Below are 14,192 nucleotides of genomic sequence, written 5' to 3'. Positions count from 1 at the left end.
CCAAAACCTGGCGAGTGGTTAAGATAACTCGCATCAATGAGTGAGGGTATAATGGCGAAACGTCAACGGATGGGATGGTGGTTCCTCTGTCTGGCATGTGTTGTGGTGATGGTTTGCACCGCACAACGCATGGCGGGCCTGCACGCGTTGCAGATGGATACCGCCGTTACAAGCGTTGCCGCCAGCGCACAAGTGCAGACCGACGAGGCCTCACCCGTTACCCCTTGTGAACTGAGCGCGAAGTCATTACTGGCTGCGCCACCCGTACTGTTTGAAGGTGCTATTCTGGTGCTGTGCCTGCTGCTGTCATTGCTGGCGCCAGTACGGGCGTTTCGTCTACCTTTTTTCCCACCGCGAGCCATCTCGCCGCCCACTCTCCGGGTGCATCTCCGATTTTGCGTCTTCCGTGAATGACAGAACAGCCGTTGCTGACTGTTAGATAATTATTCACGGAGAAAAACTATGATGACTGTTTTCAGACAGGCGTTGCTCTGTCTGTTATTGCTATGGCTGCCCGTATCCTGGGCGGCTGAACCCGGCTGGCTGCGTTCACCCGATAACGATCACGCCAGCGTGCGGTTACGCGCTGATACGTCCGCAGGCGGAGAAACCCGTCTGCTGCTGGATGTCAAACTGGAGGACGGCTGGAAAACCTACTGGCGTTCTCCGGGCGAGGGGGGCGTTGCGCCTGCTATCGCCTGGAAAGGGGAAATGCCTGCGGTCGACTGGTCCTGGCCAACCCCTGCTCGTTTTGAGGTCGCCAATATCACTACCCAGGGGTATCACGATAAGGTGACGTTTCCGATGGTGGTGCGCGGTAGAGCGCCCGCCACGCTCAGCGGCGTTTTGACGCTATCTACCTGTAGCAACGTTTGCCTGTTGACGGATTTTCCTTTTTCCGTGACGCCCACAGCCCAGGACCCGACTTTTGCACATGAATATGCTCAGGCGATGGGACAGATCCCACTTGCCAGCGGCCTGACCGATACTCTGAGCGCTGGCGCACGGGCGGGAGAGTTAGTCGTCGAGGCTCACCGTGCGGGAGGCTGGACTGCACCGGGGCTGTATCTGGATGCTGTTGATGATACGGATTTTGGCATGCCGCAAATCCATGTTGAGGGGGAGACGTTACGCGCCACGATACCTGTACATGATGGTTGGGGAGAAGGCGCGCCGGATCTGCGTGGTAAGTCAGTCACGCTGGTGCTGGCAGATAACGGTGTTGCCCAGGAGAGTCGTCTGGCGATTGGCGAAGCCCCGGTTGTTGAGAACGCCTCACTCCCACTGTGGCAAGTGGTGCTCATGGCACTGCTGGGTGGTTTGATCCTCAATCTGATGCCTTGTGTGTTACCGGTTCTGGGCATGAAGTTAGGCTCTATTTTGCTGGTCGAGGAAAAAAGTCGTCGCCAGATCCGTCGTCAGTTCCTCGCATCGGTAGCCGGAATACTGGTCTCGTTTATGGCACTGGCGCTATTGATGACGGTGCTGCGTTTAACCAATCAGGCGCTTGGCTGGGGGATCCAGTTTCAGAATCCGTGGTTCATTGGCGTCATGGTACTGGTGATGCTGACGTTCAGCGCCAGCCTGTTCGGGTGGTTTGAATTCCGACTCCCTTCTGCGATGACCACCACGCTGGCGACTCACGGCGGTAATGGTCTGTCGGGACATTTCTGGCAAGGTGCATTTGCGACACTACTTGCCACGCCGTGCAGCGCTCCGTTCCTGGGAACGGCGGTGGCGGTGGCATTGACCGCTTCGCTGCCAACGTTGTGGGGACTGTTTATCGCACTTGGGCTGGGGATGAGCTTACCGTGGCTGCTGGTGGCCCTGCGTCCCGGTCTGGCGCTGCGTTTGCCGCGGCCAGGACGCTGGATGAATATTTTGCGGCGTCTGCTTGGCGTGATGATGCTGGGTTCGGCTATCTGGCTTGCGACGTTACTGCTCCCACACATGGGGTTTAGCGGACAAAGTAGCGCTAAAGAAAGCGTCAACTGGCAACCGCTAAGCGAGCAGGCGATTGAGGGTGCGCTGGCGCAACATAAGCGCGTGTTCATTGACGTCACAGCCGACTGGTGCATCACCTGTAAGGTAAACAAATACAACGTGTTGCATAAAGAAGACGTACAGGCCGCATTGCAACAGCCGGATGTGGTGGCGCTGCGCGGCGACTGGACACTCCCTTCTGAAGCTATTACCGAATTTCTAAAAAAACGCGGCCAGGTTGCTGTGCCGTATAACCAAATTTATGGCCCCGGTCTGCCGGATGGCCAGGCGTTACCCACGTTGTTAACCCGCGATGCGGTACTGCAAACGTTGAATGATGCCAAAGGAGTAACCCCATGAAAATGATGATTGTTCTGCTGTTAACCCTGTTTTCTGCCGTCAGTATCGCGAAAGAGCCTGCGCCGTTTACCCCGGAACAGGAAAAGCAAATTGAAGCATTAATTCAGGAAGCCTTGTTTAACGATCCCAACAGCCCGCGTATTGGCGCGAAGCAGGCGAAACTGACTCTGATAAACTTCACCGATTACAACTGCCCATACTGCAAGCAGTTGGATCCAATGCTGGAAAAAATTGTGCAGAAATATCCTGAAGTGGCGGTAGTGATTAAACCGCTGCCGTTTAAAGGTGAAAGCTCGGAACTGGCGGCGCGGACCGTGTTGACCACCTGGCATCAGCATCCGCAACAGTTTCTGGCGCTACATGAAAAACTGATGCAGAAGAAGGGCTACCATACCGACGTCAGTATCAAACAGGCGCAGGAAAAATCGGGGGCCAGTCCGGTGACGCTGGATGCCCAAAGTGCTGAAACGCTGAGTACTAACCTGCAACTGGCGAGACTGGTGGGTGTGCAGGGAACTCCCGCAACGATTATTGGTGATGAACTTATTCCCGGTGCAGTGTCGTGGGAAACCCTTGAGGAAGTGGTAAAAGAAAAACTGGCGGCGGCCAATGCTCAGTAAATTGCGCCGCTGGCTGCGCGAAGGGCTGATCTTACTGGCGCTGTTAGCGGGGGCGATGCTGTTGATGGATGCCTGGCGCGCGCCGCAGCTCCCTGCCTCCTTTGACAGCACGCCTTTACAAACGCTGGATGGTGAAACCGTCACGCTGGCGGCGCTCAGCAAAGACGAGCCGGTGTTGCTTTATTTCTGGGCGAGCTGGTGCGGCGTATGCCGCTTCACGACGCCGGAAGTCGCCAGGCTGCGTTCGGAAGGGGAAAATGTGATGACCATTGCGTTACGTTCCGGAAATGAAGCTGAGGTATCTCGCTGGCTGTCGCGTAAAGGCGTGGACTTTCCGGTCATCAATGATGCTAACGGGGCCATTTCCCGCAGTTGGGCAATCAGCGTCACGCCCACGCTGGTGGTGATGTCACAAGGTCGGGTGGTATCAACCACCAGCGGCTGGACCAGCTACTGGGGCATGAAACTTCGGTTGTGGTGGGCGAAAACGTTCTGATTAATGTGCCGGGGAAACCCGGCATTTTTTATCACGTCGCCCTCCCCAGAAAGGCATATTTCGTTGCCTGGCGAAGCAAACACGGTGATTAACGTCCAGAATCAGTCATCTTCTCTTTTCAGGAAAGTGCAACATGACGAGTTCTTTCGCGTTTGGACCCGCTCTGGTGGTGATGATTGCCGCCACATTTGTCCTCGCCGGGATGGTGAAGGGCGTTACGGGTATGGGGTTGCCCACCGTGGCCATGGGGATCCTCGGATCGCTTATTTCGCCGGTTGCCGCGGCGGCCATGCTGCTATTGCCGTCGCTGATAAGCAATTTGTTCCAGTTTGGCGGTGGTGGAAATACACGCCAATTACTCAGACGACTGTGGCCAATGCTGCTGACAGTGGTAATGGCGACTCTGCTTGCCAGCACCTGGATTACCGGGGGTGACACCACCCGTACCCAGTTTGCGCTCGGCGTGGCGCTGGTGGCCTACGCTATCTGGACGCTGGCGGGAAAGAAAATCGCGGTGGCCCCGCAGCGTGAAAAACCATACTCCCTCGTTATTGGATTTGTGACCGGCTTATTGACCGGCGGAACCGGGGTGTTTGTGATGCCCGCCGTGCCCTGGATCCAGTCCCTCGGCTTTGAGAAAGATGAACTGGTGCAGGCGCTCGGGATCTCTTTTACCTTTTCGACCCTGGCATTGGCGCTGGGTCTGTGGTGGCACAACGCGCTGCCCATACAATCGCTAAGTTTGTCGGCTTTGGCCATTGTTCCTGCGCTGATTGGCCAATGGATAGGTACCCGTGTGCGAAGGGTTATTTCTCCGCTCGTGTTTAAACGCTGTTTTCTGTTTTGTCTGGTCGGGTTGGGTACAGAGATGATGCTGCGTGCTGTGTGACCGGTGCGGTGACTTTGCGCGACTTTCATGGCATCGTTAATTCAGAGATTCAGGGCCAATGAGGTCGTTATGGCATCCGTGATATTACATGAAGAAGAGGGCGATCTGGAGTCGAAAATGGCACTCACTGCGGCAGTGATGGCCGATAAATCGCGCTCGCGTATGTTGTGCGCCCTAATGGATGGCTGCGCCTGGACTGCAACTGAGCTCAGCGCGGTGGCGGATATATCCGCGTCGACCGCCAGCGCGCATCTGGCGCGTCTGTGCGAACAACGTTTTGTTGTCGCGTTGGCGCAGGGCAGACATCGTTATTTCCGCCTGGCAGGTTCCGATATCGCTGAACTGCTGGAACGTCTGATGGGCGTTGCGTGGGCGACATCAACGCCCCGCAGAATCACTACACCGTCAGGTTTGCGGCATGCCCGCACCTGCTACGACCATCTCGCCGGAGAGGTCGCGGTGAGGTTGTTCGATACGCTGGTTTCCCGTCAGTGGTTAACGCCGGATGGTGAAACGCTGACTCCTCTTGGGCTGGAAAAGCTGGCACAGATGGGGACTGTCCTGGCGGCGGGCTCATCCCGGCGGAAGTTAACCTGCGGTTGTCTGGACTGGAGCGAACGACGTTATCATCCTGGTGGTGTGCTTGGCGCAACGCTGCTGCGCTGGTTCAGTGAACAGCGATGGATAAAAACCGAACAGGGCAGCCGCCATGTCATCTTCACACCTCTTGGCATTCGTAAACTCGAAACCGAGTTTGGTGTTAAAACGACACGCTAGATGGTCTGTTTTGCGAAAGCGTTCCCGGAAATATGTCATATTTCTGTCACACTCTGTTGTGATTGATAACAACAAGAGGTCGTAGGGATGAATAAATCGTTAATCGCCGCAGCCGTGGCAGGGGCTGTATTATTGTCAACCGCCGCGCAGGCGCAGACCGCGCCGGAAGGGTATCAGCTTCAACAAGTATTGATGATGAGTCGGCATAACTTACGTGCACCTTTAGCCAATAATGGCAGCGTTCTTGAACAGTCCACCCCCAAACAATGGCCAGAATGGGATGTCCCCGGCGGACAACTCACTACTAAAGGCGGTGTGCTGGAAATCTATATGGGCCACTACATGCGAGAGTGGCTGGCAGAGCAGGGGATGGTGAAATCGGGCGAATGCCCAGCGCCGGACACGGTTTATACCTACGCTAACAGCCTGCAGCGTACGGTCGCCACGGCGCAGTTCTTTGTCACCGGAGCTTTTCCGGGGTGTGACGTTCCGGTCCATCATCAGGAAAAAATGGGCACCATGGATCCCACCTTTAACCCGGTGATCACCGATGATTCCGCTGCCTTCAGCCAGCAGGCCGTTCAGGCCATGGAGAAAGAGCGTAGTAAAATGCAGCTCAACGATAGCTATCAGTTGCTTGAGCAAATGACCGACTACAAAGACTCTCCGTCCTGCAAAGAAAAACAGCAGTGTTCCCTGACCGATGCCAAAGATACGTTTAGTGCGAAATACCAGCAGGAGCCAGGCGTTTCGGGGCCGCTGAAGGTGGGGAATTCGCTGGTTGATGCCTTCACGCTGCAATATTACGAAGGCTTCCCAATGGACAAAGTTGCCTGGGGCGAGATTAAATCCGATCAGCAGTGGAAGGTTCTGTCGAAGCTGAAAAACGGCTATCAGGATAGCCTGTTCACCTCCCCGGAAGTGGCGCAGAACGTCGCCAAACCACTGGTGAAATATATTGATAATGCGCTGGTTACTGAACGCGCGAAAGCACCGAAAATAACCGTGCTGGTGGGGCATGATTCAAATATCGCTTCGCTGCTCACCGCGCTGGATTTTAAACCGTACCAGCTTCACGATCAGAACGAGCGTACGCCGATTGGCGGGAAGATCGTTTTCCAGCGCTGGCATGACAGCAACGCAAATCGTGATCTGATGAAAATCGAGTATGTGTATCAGAGCTCGCAGCAGTTGCGTAATGCAGATGTCCTGACGCTGAAATCCCCTGCGCAGCGCGTAACGCTGGAGCTGAAAGGATGTCCGATAGATGCGGATGGTTTTTGCCCGATAGATAAGTTCGACAGCGTGCTGAATGAGGCGGCTAAGTAAAAGAAAAACTCCCCCGTGTTCGCGGGGGAGTCTGAGCACTAGACGTTTTTACGTTCGATAGTCTGTTCACCCCAAAAGAGCGAATCTTTGTCTGTTTTTTCAAAGGCTTTGATGAGTACCTCATCGCTACCTTCTTCCCAAATTTTTTCCGCCAGTTTCTCGTCATAATGTGCGACTTCAAAAATGGCTTCGGCTATTTCCGGCGATGTATTGCGCAGACTTGCCCATTCGCCGACGCGATGGGCTTTCGCTTCTTGAGTTGGCATTCGAATCCTCCTGTTGAAGATTAGCCGTTGAGTTTTACTGCCAGACCTGCGACATATTCACCCTGATAGCGGGCGATAGATAATTCTTCCTGACTTGGCTGGCGGGAGCCGTCGCCTCCGGCAATGGTGGTTGCACCGTAAGGGGTACCGCCGCGAACTTGAGAGACATCAAACAGCTCTTGCGCCGCGTAACCGATAGGCACAATCACCATCCCATGGTGGGCAAGCGTAGTCCAGGTGGATGTAATGGTTTGTTCCTGACCGCCGCCGGTTCCCGTTGAGCTGAATACGCTGGCGAGTTTGCCGTACAGGCCGCCAGAGGCCCACAGCCCGCCAGTCTGGTCGAGGAAGGTACGCATCTGACCGGACATATTGCCAAAGCGCGTGGGGGTACCAAAAATGATGGCGTCGTAATCAGCCAGTTCTTGCGGGGTTGCGACTGGTGCGTTTTGTGTTTTGCCGCCAGCCTTAAGGAAAATCTCAGGCTGCATGGTCTCTGGTACGCGCTTAATAATCACTTCCGCGCCATCTACCTTATTTGCGCCTTCTGCGACTGCATGGGCCATAGTTTCAATGTGTCCGTACATGGAATAATAAAGCACCAGAACTTTTGCCATTTTACACTACTCCTCGAGTTAACCGTGTCCGTAGCGACTCGCTACCTACCTTTAAAGATATGACGTACTGTCAGGAGTGCAAATTTCACAATCACTTCTTTGATTTATAACAATTTTTATAACAACCTGCTTTGTAGCAAAATGATACATATTTAACCGGGTAGAATTCGGTAGTCATAAGAAAGACTTATTGATTTCTTGGGGTGATTATTTCTTTGCCACTCTTGATCCTGTTGCAGGATATTACAGTTAGCGTCTTCCCGGTCCACGCTTCACTATGCTTAATCCCACGCAGTTATTTTCAGGGCATCGCCCGTAACGCTGCGTGAGGTATCACTCCTCAGTACCTATGCAATATGATGTCTAATCAATGACGGAGGTCAGTAATGGCAAACCATCGGGGCGGTTCCGGCAACTTTGCGGAAGACCGCGAAAGAGCATCAGAAGCAGGTCGAAAAGGTGGCCAGCACAGCGGGGGCAACTTTAAGAATGACCCGCAACGCGCTTCAGAGGCAGGCAAAAAAGGGGGCAAAAATAGCCACGGCAACAACAAATCGTAATTGTCGGGCTATCTGTCAGATATGTCGTGACGGCTGAGTATCAGAGACAGACGTTACGTAGCCACCGCCGCCGGGTCCTTCCGGCGGTTTTTTTTGTCTGCAAGGTTGAACTGTAACAAAACGCAACGCAGACTAATGACATTCAGTTAATCGGGTGTCTCATGTCATTACTTTCTCGTTATTCCTTCTCTGTTAAACCTCAGGAAGCGATCCTCATTGTGATCACCATGTTCTGGGGGGGCACATTTTTGGCAGTGCAATATGCCGTTACCCTGAGCGGGCCTTTTTTCTTTGTCGGTGTGCGTTTTGCCACTGCCGCGCTGGCGGTCGCGCTTTTGTCGTTACACACATTGCATAAGCTGACGTGGCTGGAAGTCAAAGCTGGGGTTGCAATCGGTATCTCAATTGCGCTGGGCTATAGCCTGCAAACCTGGGGGCTACAGTTTATTCCCAGCAGTAAATCGGCGTTTATTACCGCGATGTACGTACCGTTGGTGCCGCTTTTACAATGGCTATGCCTGGGGCGCATGCCTGGCCTGATGCCGTGCGTCGGCATTGTGCTGGCCTTTATCGGATTGATTTTTCTTGCCGGACCGGGAGGCAATTTACTGGCTTTAGGCGAAGGCGAGTGGATCACGCTCGCCGGCGCGGTGGCGATTGCGGCAGAAATTATCCTGATTAGCGCGTGGGCGGGAAAAGTGGATGTACGTCGGGTAACGGTAGTGCAACTGGCAACCGCTTCGATAGTCGCATTTATGGCGATGGGACCGGCCGGATAGACCGTGCCGCCAATGTCTACGGGATTGCTGGTGGTGGCGCTGGGGCTGGGGATTTTCAGCGCGATTATTCAGGTCACCATGAACTGGGCGCAGCGTAGCGTTTCGCCGACGCGCGCGACGGTTATTTATACCGGTGAGCCGGTGTGGGCGGGGATCTTTGGCCGTCTGGCGGGTGAACGTTTACCGCTACTTGCATTGCTTGGTGCGGCATTCATTATTGTTGGCGTACTGGTCAGCGAGCTGAAGTTCAAAAAGAAAAAAGCGCTTGGACAAGAGGCGCCGCCGGAATCGCTTTAATTTAACCATTCACCGCGTGATTTGGTATGCTGACGCCCTCACAAGAAGGAGAGGGCGCATGGTCCAACGCGCAGAGAAAAAAACAGGTAAGCGCTCGCAGGCCGTCAGTGCAAAACGCCAGGCCATCTTAACCGCGGCATTAAATATCTTCTCCCAATATGGGATCCACGGCACTCGCCTGGAGCAGGTGGCAGAGCAGGCGGGCGTGTCAAAAACCAATTTACTTTATTACTACCCGTCAAAAGAGGTGCTTTATATCGCCGTTTTACGGCAGATCCTCGACATCTGGCTAGCTCCATTGAAAGCTTTTCGCGAAGACTTTGCACCGCTGGTGGCCATTAAAGAATACATTCGCCTTAAGCTGGAAGTGTCGCGCGATTACCCTCAGGCCTCACGGCTGTTTTGTATGGAGATGCTGGCCGGAGCGCCTTTATTGATGGCAGAACTGGAGGGGGATCTCAAAACGCTAATTGATGAGAAATCTGCGCTGATTGCCGGTTGGATCAAAAGCGGAAAACTGGCTCCGGTCGATCCGCATCATCTGATTTTTATGATTTGGGCTTCAACTCAGCACTACGCCGACTTTGCCCCACAGGTAGAGGCGGTGACGGGCGCAACGCTGCGTGATGAAGCCTTTTTTAACCAAACGGTGGAGAGCGTACAGCGGATGATTATTGAAGGGATCCGCGTGCGTTAACTGGCCGGTGGTAACGGGCAGCTTAAATCGCCTTCTTCACACTGCAAGAGCGAGGCGAGAAACGCTTCGCGCTCGTTGGTCTTATCCATCAGGCACTGGCTGGAAATCATCGCCTGAACGCTACCGCCCTCGGTGCCAGAACTGATTAACGCACAGTCCGCATCGCGCAAAGTTATCCATGATATTTGCGCTTTTTTCAGTAAATCGCGCTGGGTTGGGGCGGCGCGCTTCAGCGCATTCTGGTACGTTTCATTAAGTTTGGCGTCGGCCGCCTTATACTGCTCTGCCGCACAGGTGTTCATCTCAATCTGCGTGTTCGCGTTGGCGCAGTCATCCGCCAGCGCCTGGCCGCTCAGCAGCAGCGCTGCACATGTCAGTACGATTCGTTTCATGCTTCCCTCTGGCTTCATAAAAAAAGGCCCCGTTACCGGAGCCTTAATTAACCACAACCTTAGCCGATTGTCATCAGGCTGGCGTTCCCCCCGGCTGCGGCGGTATTGACGCTCAGGGAGCGCTCAATATACAGCCTTTCCAGCAGGATATTGCTTTCGCCGCGGGCAAAGCCCTGGACTGACACAATCGCCCCTTCGCGGGCCGCCACTGCTTCACACAGTGCGCGAAGCTGATCGGAATCGCCGTGGAAAATAACCGCATCAAACGGCTGCATGGCGATGTTGTCCGCTTTGGCAAACTGAATGCGCCCGGAAACCGCGGCTGGCAGGCGTTTTGCCAGGTCGCGATGGAACGTATCATCTGGCCACAGGATTAAGCTACCAACGGAAGTTACAGCGGCAACTTGTACCAGTGCGTCCTGTTCGTCATCGGCGATACACAGCACGCGTTCGCGCGGCAACAGCGTCCAGGTATTGCGCTCGCCGGTGGGTCCTGGCAGCAGGCGTTGCGTTCCGGCCTGCGCCAGTTCACCAAACTGTTGGCAGAGCGCACGCAGTGCTGGACGATCGGTTGCCCATTCGCTAAGCGCTTCCAGCGGCTGAACGAGCGCCGTTTTAAGCTGTGCATCGACCGGGTATTCGGCATCCTGACGGGCAAGCGTAATGCCTAACGCATTTTCCGGACGGTTTGCCAGCAGGCGGTACAGATACAGCGGTCCACCCGCTTTTGGCCCGGTTCCTGACAAGCCTTCGCCACCGAATGGCTGCACTCCGACGACGGCGCCGACCATATTGCGGTTAACGTACAGGTTCCCCACATGTGCCGAACCCGTGACCTGGGCGATGGTTTCATCGATACGGGTGTGCACGCCCAGCGTCAGGCCGTAGCCGGAGGCATTAATTTGCTCAATCAGGCTGCCCAGATTGTTGCGGGTGTAACGCACCACGTGCAGTACCGGACCGAACACCTCTTTTTGCAATTCGTCGAAGCTTTCCAGCTCGATAAGCGTCGGCGCGATAAAGGTACCGGTTTGCCATTCACGCGCATCGTCGCTGTTTTCGCGCACGGCCTGGAACACCGGACGCCCTTTAGCGCGCATGGCCTGAATATAGCGCTCAATATTGGCTTTGGCTTCTTCATCGATTACCGGTCCAATATCGGTGGTCAGACGGCCCGGGTTACCCATGCGACATTCCGCCATCGCGCCACGCAGCATTTTCAGCGTATGGTCGGCGACATCGTCCTGCAGACACAGGACGCGAAGCGCGGAGCAGCGCTGTCCGGCGCTGTCAAAGGCAGAAGCCAGAACGTCGACCACGACCTGTTCCGTTAACGCAGAAGAGTCGACGATCATGGCGTTCATCCCGCCGGTTTCGGCGATAAGCGGGATTGGGCGCCCCTGAGCATCGAGGCGGGTCGCGATATTGCGTTGCAACAGCGTGGCGACTTCCGTTGAGCCGGTAAACATGACGCCGCGTACGCGCTCATCGGAAGTGAGCTGTGCCCCGACCGTTTCGCCTTGACCAGGCAACAGTTGCACCACGCCTGGCGGCACACCTGCTTCGAGTAAAATGGCAATACCCTGGGCGGCAATCAGCGGAGTTTGTTCCGCGGGTTTTGCCAACACGCTGTTGCCCGCCGCCAGCGCAGCGGCAATCTGCCCGGTGAAAATGGCCAGCGGGAAGTTCCACGGGCTGATACAGACCACCGGCCCTAACGGACGATGGGTTTCATTATCGAAGTCATCGCGGACCTGACCGGCATAATAGTGCAGGAAGTCAACCGCTTCGCGTACTTCCGCAATGGCGTTGCTGAAGGTTTTGCCTGCTTCGCGCACCAGAATGCCAATTAACTGCTGCATCTGGCCTTCCATCAGAACGGCGGCGCGATGCAAAATAACGGCGCGCTCTTGTGGCGGTGTGGCGAACCAGATCGGCGCGTTATTTACCGCGTTCTGCAATGCCTGTTCCACTTCGCTGTGGGTTGCTTCACGCACGTAACCGACAATGTCTTTCGGTTCGGCCGGGTTGACGACTGGGGTCATTTCACCGTCAGCAACCGGATGTTCGAGCATCGGTTTTGCGTGCCATTTTTGCAGTGCGCTGTTGAGTAGGGCAGAGGACAGCGAGGCCAGACGATGTTCGTTTGCTAAATCCAGACCGCCTGAGTTTTCTCGGCCTTTACCGTACAGATCACGCGGCAGGGCAATCTTCGGATGTGGCAGACCGGCCTGGCCTTCCTGCTGCGCCAGTTTTTCAACGGCTTCGACCGGATCGGCTACCAGTTCATCCAGCGGCAGGGTAGTGTCTGCAATGCGATTGACGAATGAAGTGTTGGCGCCGTTTTCCAGCAGACGACGCACCAGATATGCCAGCAGCGTTTCATGCGTGCCTACCGGTGCATAAATGCGGCATGGACGGTTCAGTTTGCCATCGGCAACTTTACCGGTGACCTGCTCATACAGCGGTTCGCCCATACCGTGCAGGCACTGGAACTCGTACTGACCAGGATAGTAGTTTTGACCGGCCAACTGATAAATCGCCGCCAGCGTATGGGCGTTGTGGGTGGCGAACTGCGGGTAGATCAGATTCGGTACCGCAAGCAGTTTTTTCGCACAGGCCAGATAGGAAACGTCGGTGTAGACCTTACGGGTATAGACCGGATAACCTTCCAGGCCATCCATCTGGGCACGTTTGATTTCGCTATCCCAGTAGGCGCCCTTAACCAGGCGGATCATCAGGCGACGGCGGCTGCGCGTGGCGAGGTCAATCAGGTGGTCGATAACATACGGGCAGCGCTTCTGGTAGGCCTGAATAACAAAGCCGATACCGTTCCAGCCCGCGAGTTCAGGTTCAAAGCACAGTTTTTCCAGCAGATCGAGGGAGATCTCCAGTCGGTCGGCCTCTTCAGCATCGATATTGATACCGATGTCGTACTGGCGGGCCAGCAAAGTAAGCGACTTCAGACGCGGATAGAGTTCATCCATCACGCGGTCATACTGCGCACGGCTATAACGCGGATGCAGCGCCGACAGCTTGATAGAAATGCCCGGCCCTTCATAGATGCCGCGGCCGTTAGAGGCTTTACCAATGGCGTGGATTGCCTGTTGGTACGAAACCATGTAAGCCTGGGCATCGGCGGCGGTCAGAGCCGCTTCGCCCAGCATGTCGTAAGAGTAGCGGAAACCTTTTTCTTCCAGTTTACGGGCGTTAGCCAGCGCTTCGGCAATAGTCTCTCCGGTGACGAACTGTTCGCCCATCAGGCGCATTGCCATGTCGACGCCTTTACGCACCAGTGGTTCACCGCTCTTGCCGATAATACGGTTGAGTGAGCGTGAGAGGCTGGCTTCGTTATGCGTAGAAACCAGACGACCGGTAAACAACAGCCCCCAGGTCGCTGCGTTGACGAACAGAGACGGGCTGCGTCCAATGTGCGACTGCCAGTTGCCGTTGCTGATTTTGTCGCGAATTAACGCATCGCGGGTGGCCTTATCTGGAATACGCAGCAGGGCTTCGGCCAGACACATCAGCGCGACGCCTTCCTGTGAAGAAAGGGAGAATTCCTGCAATAAACCTTGTACCATCCCGGCGCGGCCACTGGCGGTCTTCTGGTTACGCAGTTTGTCAGCCAGATCGTACGCCAGCTTGTGCGCTTGCTCTGCGATGGGTTGCGGCAGACGAGCCTGCTCCATCAGCATTGGCACGGCATCGGTTTCGGCTCGGCGGTACGCGGCGGTGATTGCTGCGCGGGAAACAGACTGCGGCAGGATCTGTTCGGCAAACTCCAGGAAAGGCTGATGTGCTTCATTCTGTGGCGTGGTTGACTCCTCACCCTCATTCGCGGCACCCGCCAGCAGAGCCGGTAGTTCAGGAAGCGCGTCGTCATTTTCCAGTCTTTCGAGATAATTAAAGATGGCTTGTTTGATCAGCCAATGTGGCGTGCGATCGATTCGTGATGCTGCTGTTTTAATACGCTCGCGAGTGGCGTCATCCAGCTTAACCCCCATCGTGGTGGTTCCCATGCCGTTTACTCCTGTTGTACTGAAATACGGGTCTGATAGTTACCGAGAAATATCCACCATGTTGCAACTTTGTGCAACCGTGTTAAATGTGACTTGGTTTGCAAGCTT

At 55.1% G+C, this 14,192-nt stretch carries 13 protein-coding genes and 1 pseudogene; 10 read left to right on the top strand and 4 right to left on the bottom strand.

Features of this window, described 5'->3' with window-relative positions; genetic code table 11:
• The first annotated feature begins 51 nt into the window (after nucleotides 1-51).
• The 7 genes from OGY18_RS20765 to agp all read left to right on the top strand — a co-directional run bounded on the left by OGY18_RS20765 (nucleotide 52) and on the right by agp (nucleotide 6,454).
• Nucleotides 52-414, top strand: coding sequence for a hypothetical protein (locus tag OGY18_RS20765; RefSeq protein ID WP_003832041.1), 363 nt, complete (start codon nucleotides 52-54; stop codon nucleotides 412-414).
• Between the two features lie 48 nt (nucleotides 415-462).
• Nucleotides 463-2,343 carry a protein-disulfide reductase DsbD family protein gene (locus tag OGY18_RS20760; RefSeq protein WP_286554228.1) on the top strand — a complete coding sequence of 627 codons (1,881 nt, stop codon included), beginning with the start codon at nucleotides 463-465 and terminating at the stop codon, nucleotides 2,341-2,343.
• Nucleotides 2,340-2,963 carry a DsbA family protein gene (locus OGY18_RS20755; protein ID WP_149384712.1) on the top strand — a complete coding sequence of 208 codons (624 nt, stop codon included), beginning with the start codon at nucleotides 2,340-2,342 and terminating at the stop codon, nucleotides 2,961-2,963. The genes OGY18_RS20760 and OGY18_RS20755 overlap by 4 nt, the downstream gene beginning before the upstream one ends.
• Nucleotides 2,953-3,459 (top strand): protein disulfide oxidoreductase, encoded by a 507-nt coding sequence (locus OGY18_RS20750; RefSeq protein WP_048214488.1) that lies wholly within the window; start codon nucleotides 2,953-2,955, stop codon nucleotides 3,457-3,459. Before OGY18_RS20755 ends, OGY18_RS20750 begins: the two co-directional genes overlap by 11 nt.
• 133 nt (nucleotides 3,460-3,592) lie before the next feature.
• Complete coding sequence (locus OGY18_RS20745) at nucleotides 3,593-4,348, top strand: sulfite exporter TauE/SafE family protein (protein ID WP_286554227.1); 756 nt, start codon at nucleotides 3,593-3,595, stop codon at nucleotides 4,346-4,348.
• Between the two features lie 69 nt (nucleotides 4,349-4,417).
• Entirely contained in the window at nucleotides 4,418-5,125 is a 708-nt protein-coding gene (locus OGY18_RS20740) for an ArsR/SmtB family transcription factor (RefSeq protein ID WP_286554226.1), read from the top strand.
• An 87-nt stretch (nucleotides 5,126-5,212) separates the two neighbouring features.
• On the top strand, nucleotides 5,213-6,454 hold the full coding sequence (gene agp, locus OGY18_RS20735) for a bifunctional glucose-1-phosphatase/inositol phosphatase (protein WP_061067653.1): 1,242 nt from the start codon (nucleotides 5,213-5,215) through the stop codon (nucleotides 6,452-6,454).
• Between the two features lie 38 nt (nucleotides 6,455-6,492).
• Here agp and OGY18_RS20730 read toward each other — a convergent pair whose 3' ends face one another.
• Together OGY18_RS20730 and wrbA are read right to left on the bottom strand one after the other, a co-directional pair.
• The gene (locus OGY18_RS20730; protein ID WP_003036015.1) at nucleotides 6,493-6,720 is read right to left on the bottom strand and encodes a YccJ family protein; all 228 of its coding nucleotides are present in this window, start codon (nucleotides 6,718-6,720) and stop codon (nucleotides 6,493-6,495) included.
• A 20-nt stretch (nucleotides 6,721-6,740) separates the two neighbouring features.
• Nucleotides 6,741-7,337: an NAD(P)H:quinone oxidoreductase gene (wrbA, locus tag OGY18_RS20725; RefSeq protein ID WP_003832057.1), complete on the bottom strand. Its 597-nt coding sequence runs from the start codon at nucleotides 7,335-7,337 to the stop codon at nucleotides 6,741-6,743.
• A gap of 386 nt (nucleotides 7,338-7,723) precedes the next feature.
• On the opposite strand from wrbA, the gene OGY18_RS20720 reads away from it, so the two are divergent.
• The 3 genes and pseudogenes from OGY18_RS20720 (at nucleotide 7,724) to rutR (ending at nucleotide 9,670) form a co-directional block, all read left to right on the top strand.
• Nucleotides 7,724-7,897: a con-10 family general stress protein gene (locus OGY18_RS20720; protein ID WP_003036022.1), complete on the top strand. Its 174-nt coding sequence runs from the start codon at nucleotides 7,724-7,726 to the stop codon at nucleotides 7,895-7,897.
• 161 nt (nucleotides 7,898-8,058) lie between these two features.
• Nucleotides 8,059-8,973: pseudogene (locus tag OGY18_RS20715) on the top strand (DMT family transporter).
• A gap of 58 nt (nucleotides 8,974-9,031) precedes the next feature.
• The gene (gene rutR, locus OGY18_RS20710; RefSeq protein WP_003036026.1) at nucleotides 9,032-9,670 is read left to right on the top strand and encodes an HTH-type transcriptional regulator RutR; all 639 of its coding nucleotides are present in this window, start codon (nucleotides 9,032-9,034) and stop codon (nucleotides 9,668-9,670) included.
• Here the strand turns inward: rutR and OGY18_RS20705 are convergent.
• Together OGY18_RS20705 and putA are read right to left on the bottom strand one after the other, a co-directional pair.
• On the bottom strand, nucleotides 9,667-10,062 hold the full coding sequence (locus tag OGY18_RS20705; RefSeq protein WP_286554224.1) for a lysozyme inhibitor LprI family protein: 396 nt from the start codon (nucleotides 10,060-10,062) through the stop codon (nucleotides 9,667-9,669). The genes rutR and OGY18_RS20705 overlap by 4 nt on opposite strands.
• A 59-nt stretch (nucleotides 10,063-10,121) precedes the next feature.
• Nucleotides 10,122-14,084 (bottom strand): trifunctional transcriptional regulator/proline dehydrogenase/L-glutamate gamma-semialdehyde dehydrogenase, encoded by a 3,963-nt coding sequence (gene putA, locus OGY18_RS20700; RefSeq protein WP_286554221.1) that lies wholly within the window; start codon nucleotides 14,082-14,084, stop codon nucleotides 10,122-10,124.
• Nucleotides 14,085-14,192: the final 108 nt, after the last annotated feature.

It is taken from the genome of Citrobacter sp. Cpo142 (genome assembly GCF_030332425.1).
GTDB lineage: Bacteria > Pseudomonadota > Gammaproteobacteria > Enterobacterales > Enterobacteriaceae > Citrobacter > Citrobacter portucalensis.
Note: the sequence above shows the minus strand (reverse complement) of the source record. Positions and strands in the feature narration are given on the sequence as shown.

Bases quoted from the DNA above. Each gene is read 5' to 3' on its own strand.
- OGY18_RS20765 (WP_003832041.1), top strand. From the start codon at position 52: ATGGCGAAACGTCAACGGATGGGATGGTGGTTCCTCTGTCTGGCATGT.
- OGY18_RS20760 (WP_286554228.1), top strand. From the start codon at position 463: ATGATGACTGTTTTCAGACAGGCGTTGCTCTGTCTGTTATTGCTATGG.
- OGY18_RS20755 (WP_149384712.1), top strand. From the start codon at position 2,340: ATGAAAATGATGATTGTTCTGCTGTTAACCCTGTTTTCTGCCGTCAGT.
- OGY18_RS20750 (WP_048214488.1), top strand. From the start codon at position 2,953: ATGCTCAGTAAATTGCGCCGCTGGCTGCGCGAAGGGCTGATCTTACTG.
- OGY18_RS20745 (WP_286554227.1), top strand. From the start codon at position 3,593: ATGACGAGTTCTTTCGCGTTTGGACCCGCTCTGGTGGTGATGATTGCC.
- OGY18_RS20740 (WP_286554226.1), top strand. From the start codon at position 4,418: ATGGCATCCGTGATATTACATGAAGAAGAGGGCGATCTGGAGTCGAAA.
- agp (WP_061067653.1), top strand. From the start codon at position 5,213: ATGAATAAATCGTTAATCGCCGCAGCCGTGGCAGGGGCTGTATTATTG.
- OGY18_RS20730 (WP_003036015.1), bottom strand. From the start codon at position 6,720: ATGCCAACTCAAGAAGCGAAAGCCCATCGCGTCGGCGAATGGGCAAGT.
- wrbA (WP_003832057.1), bottom strand. From the start codon at position 7,337: ATGGCAAAAGTTCTGGTGCTTTATTATTCCATGTACGGACACATTGAA.
- OGY18_RS20720 (WP_003036022.1), top strand. From the start codon at position 7,724: ATGGCAAACCATCGGGGCGGTTCCGGCAACTTTGCGGAAGACCGCGAA.
- rutR (WP_003036026.1), top strand. From the start codon at position 9,032: ATGGTCCAACGCGCAGAGAAAAAAACAGGTAAGCGCTCGCAGGCCGTC.
- OGY18_RS20705 (WP_286554224.1), bottom strand. From the start codon at position 10,062: ATGAAACGAATCGTACTGACATGTGCAGCGCTGCTGCTGAGCGGCCAG.
- putA (WP_286554221.1), bottom strand. From the start codon at position 14,084: ATGGGAACCACCACGATGGGGGTTAAGCTGGATGACGCCACTCGCGAG.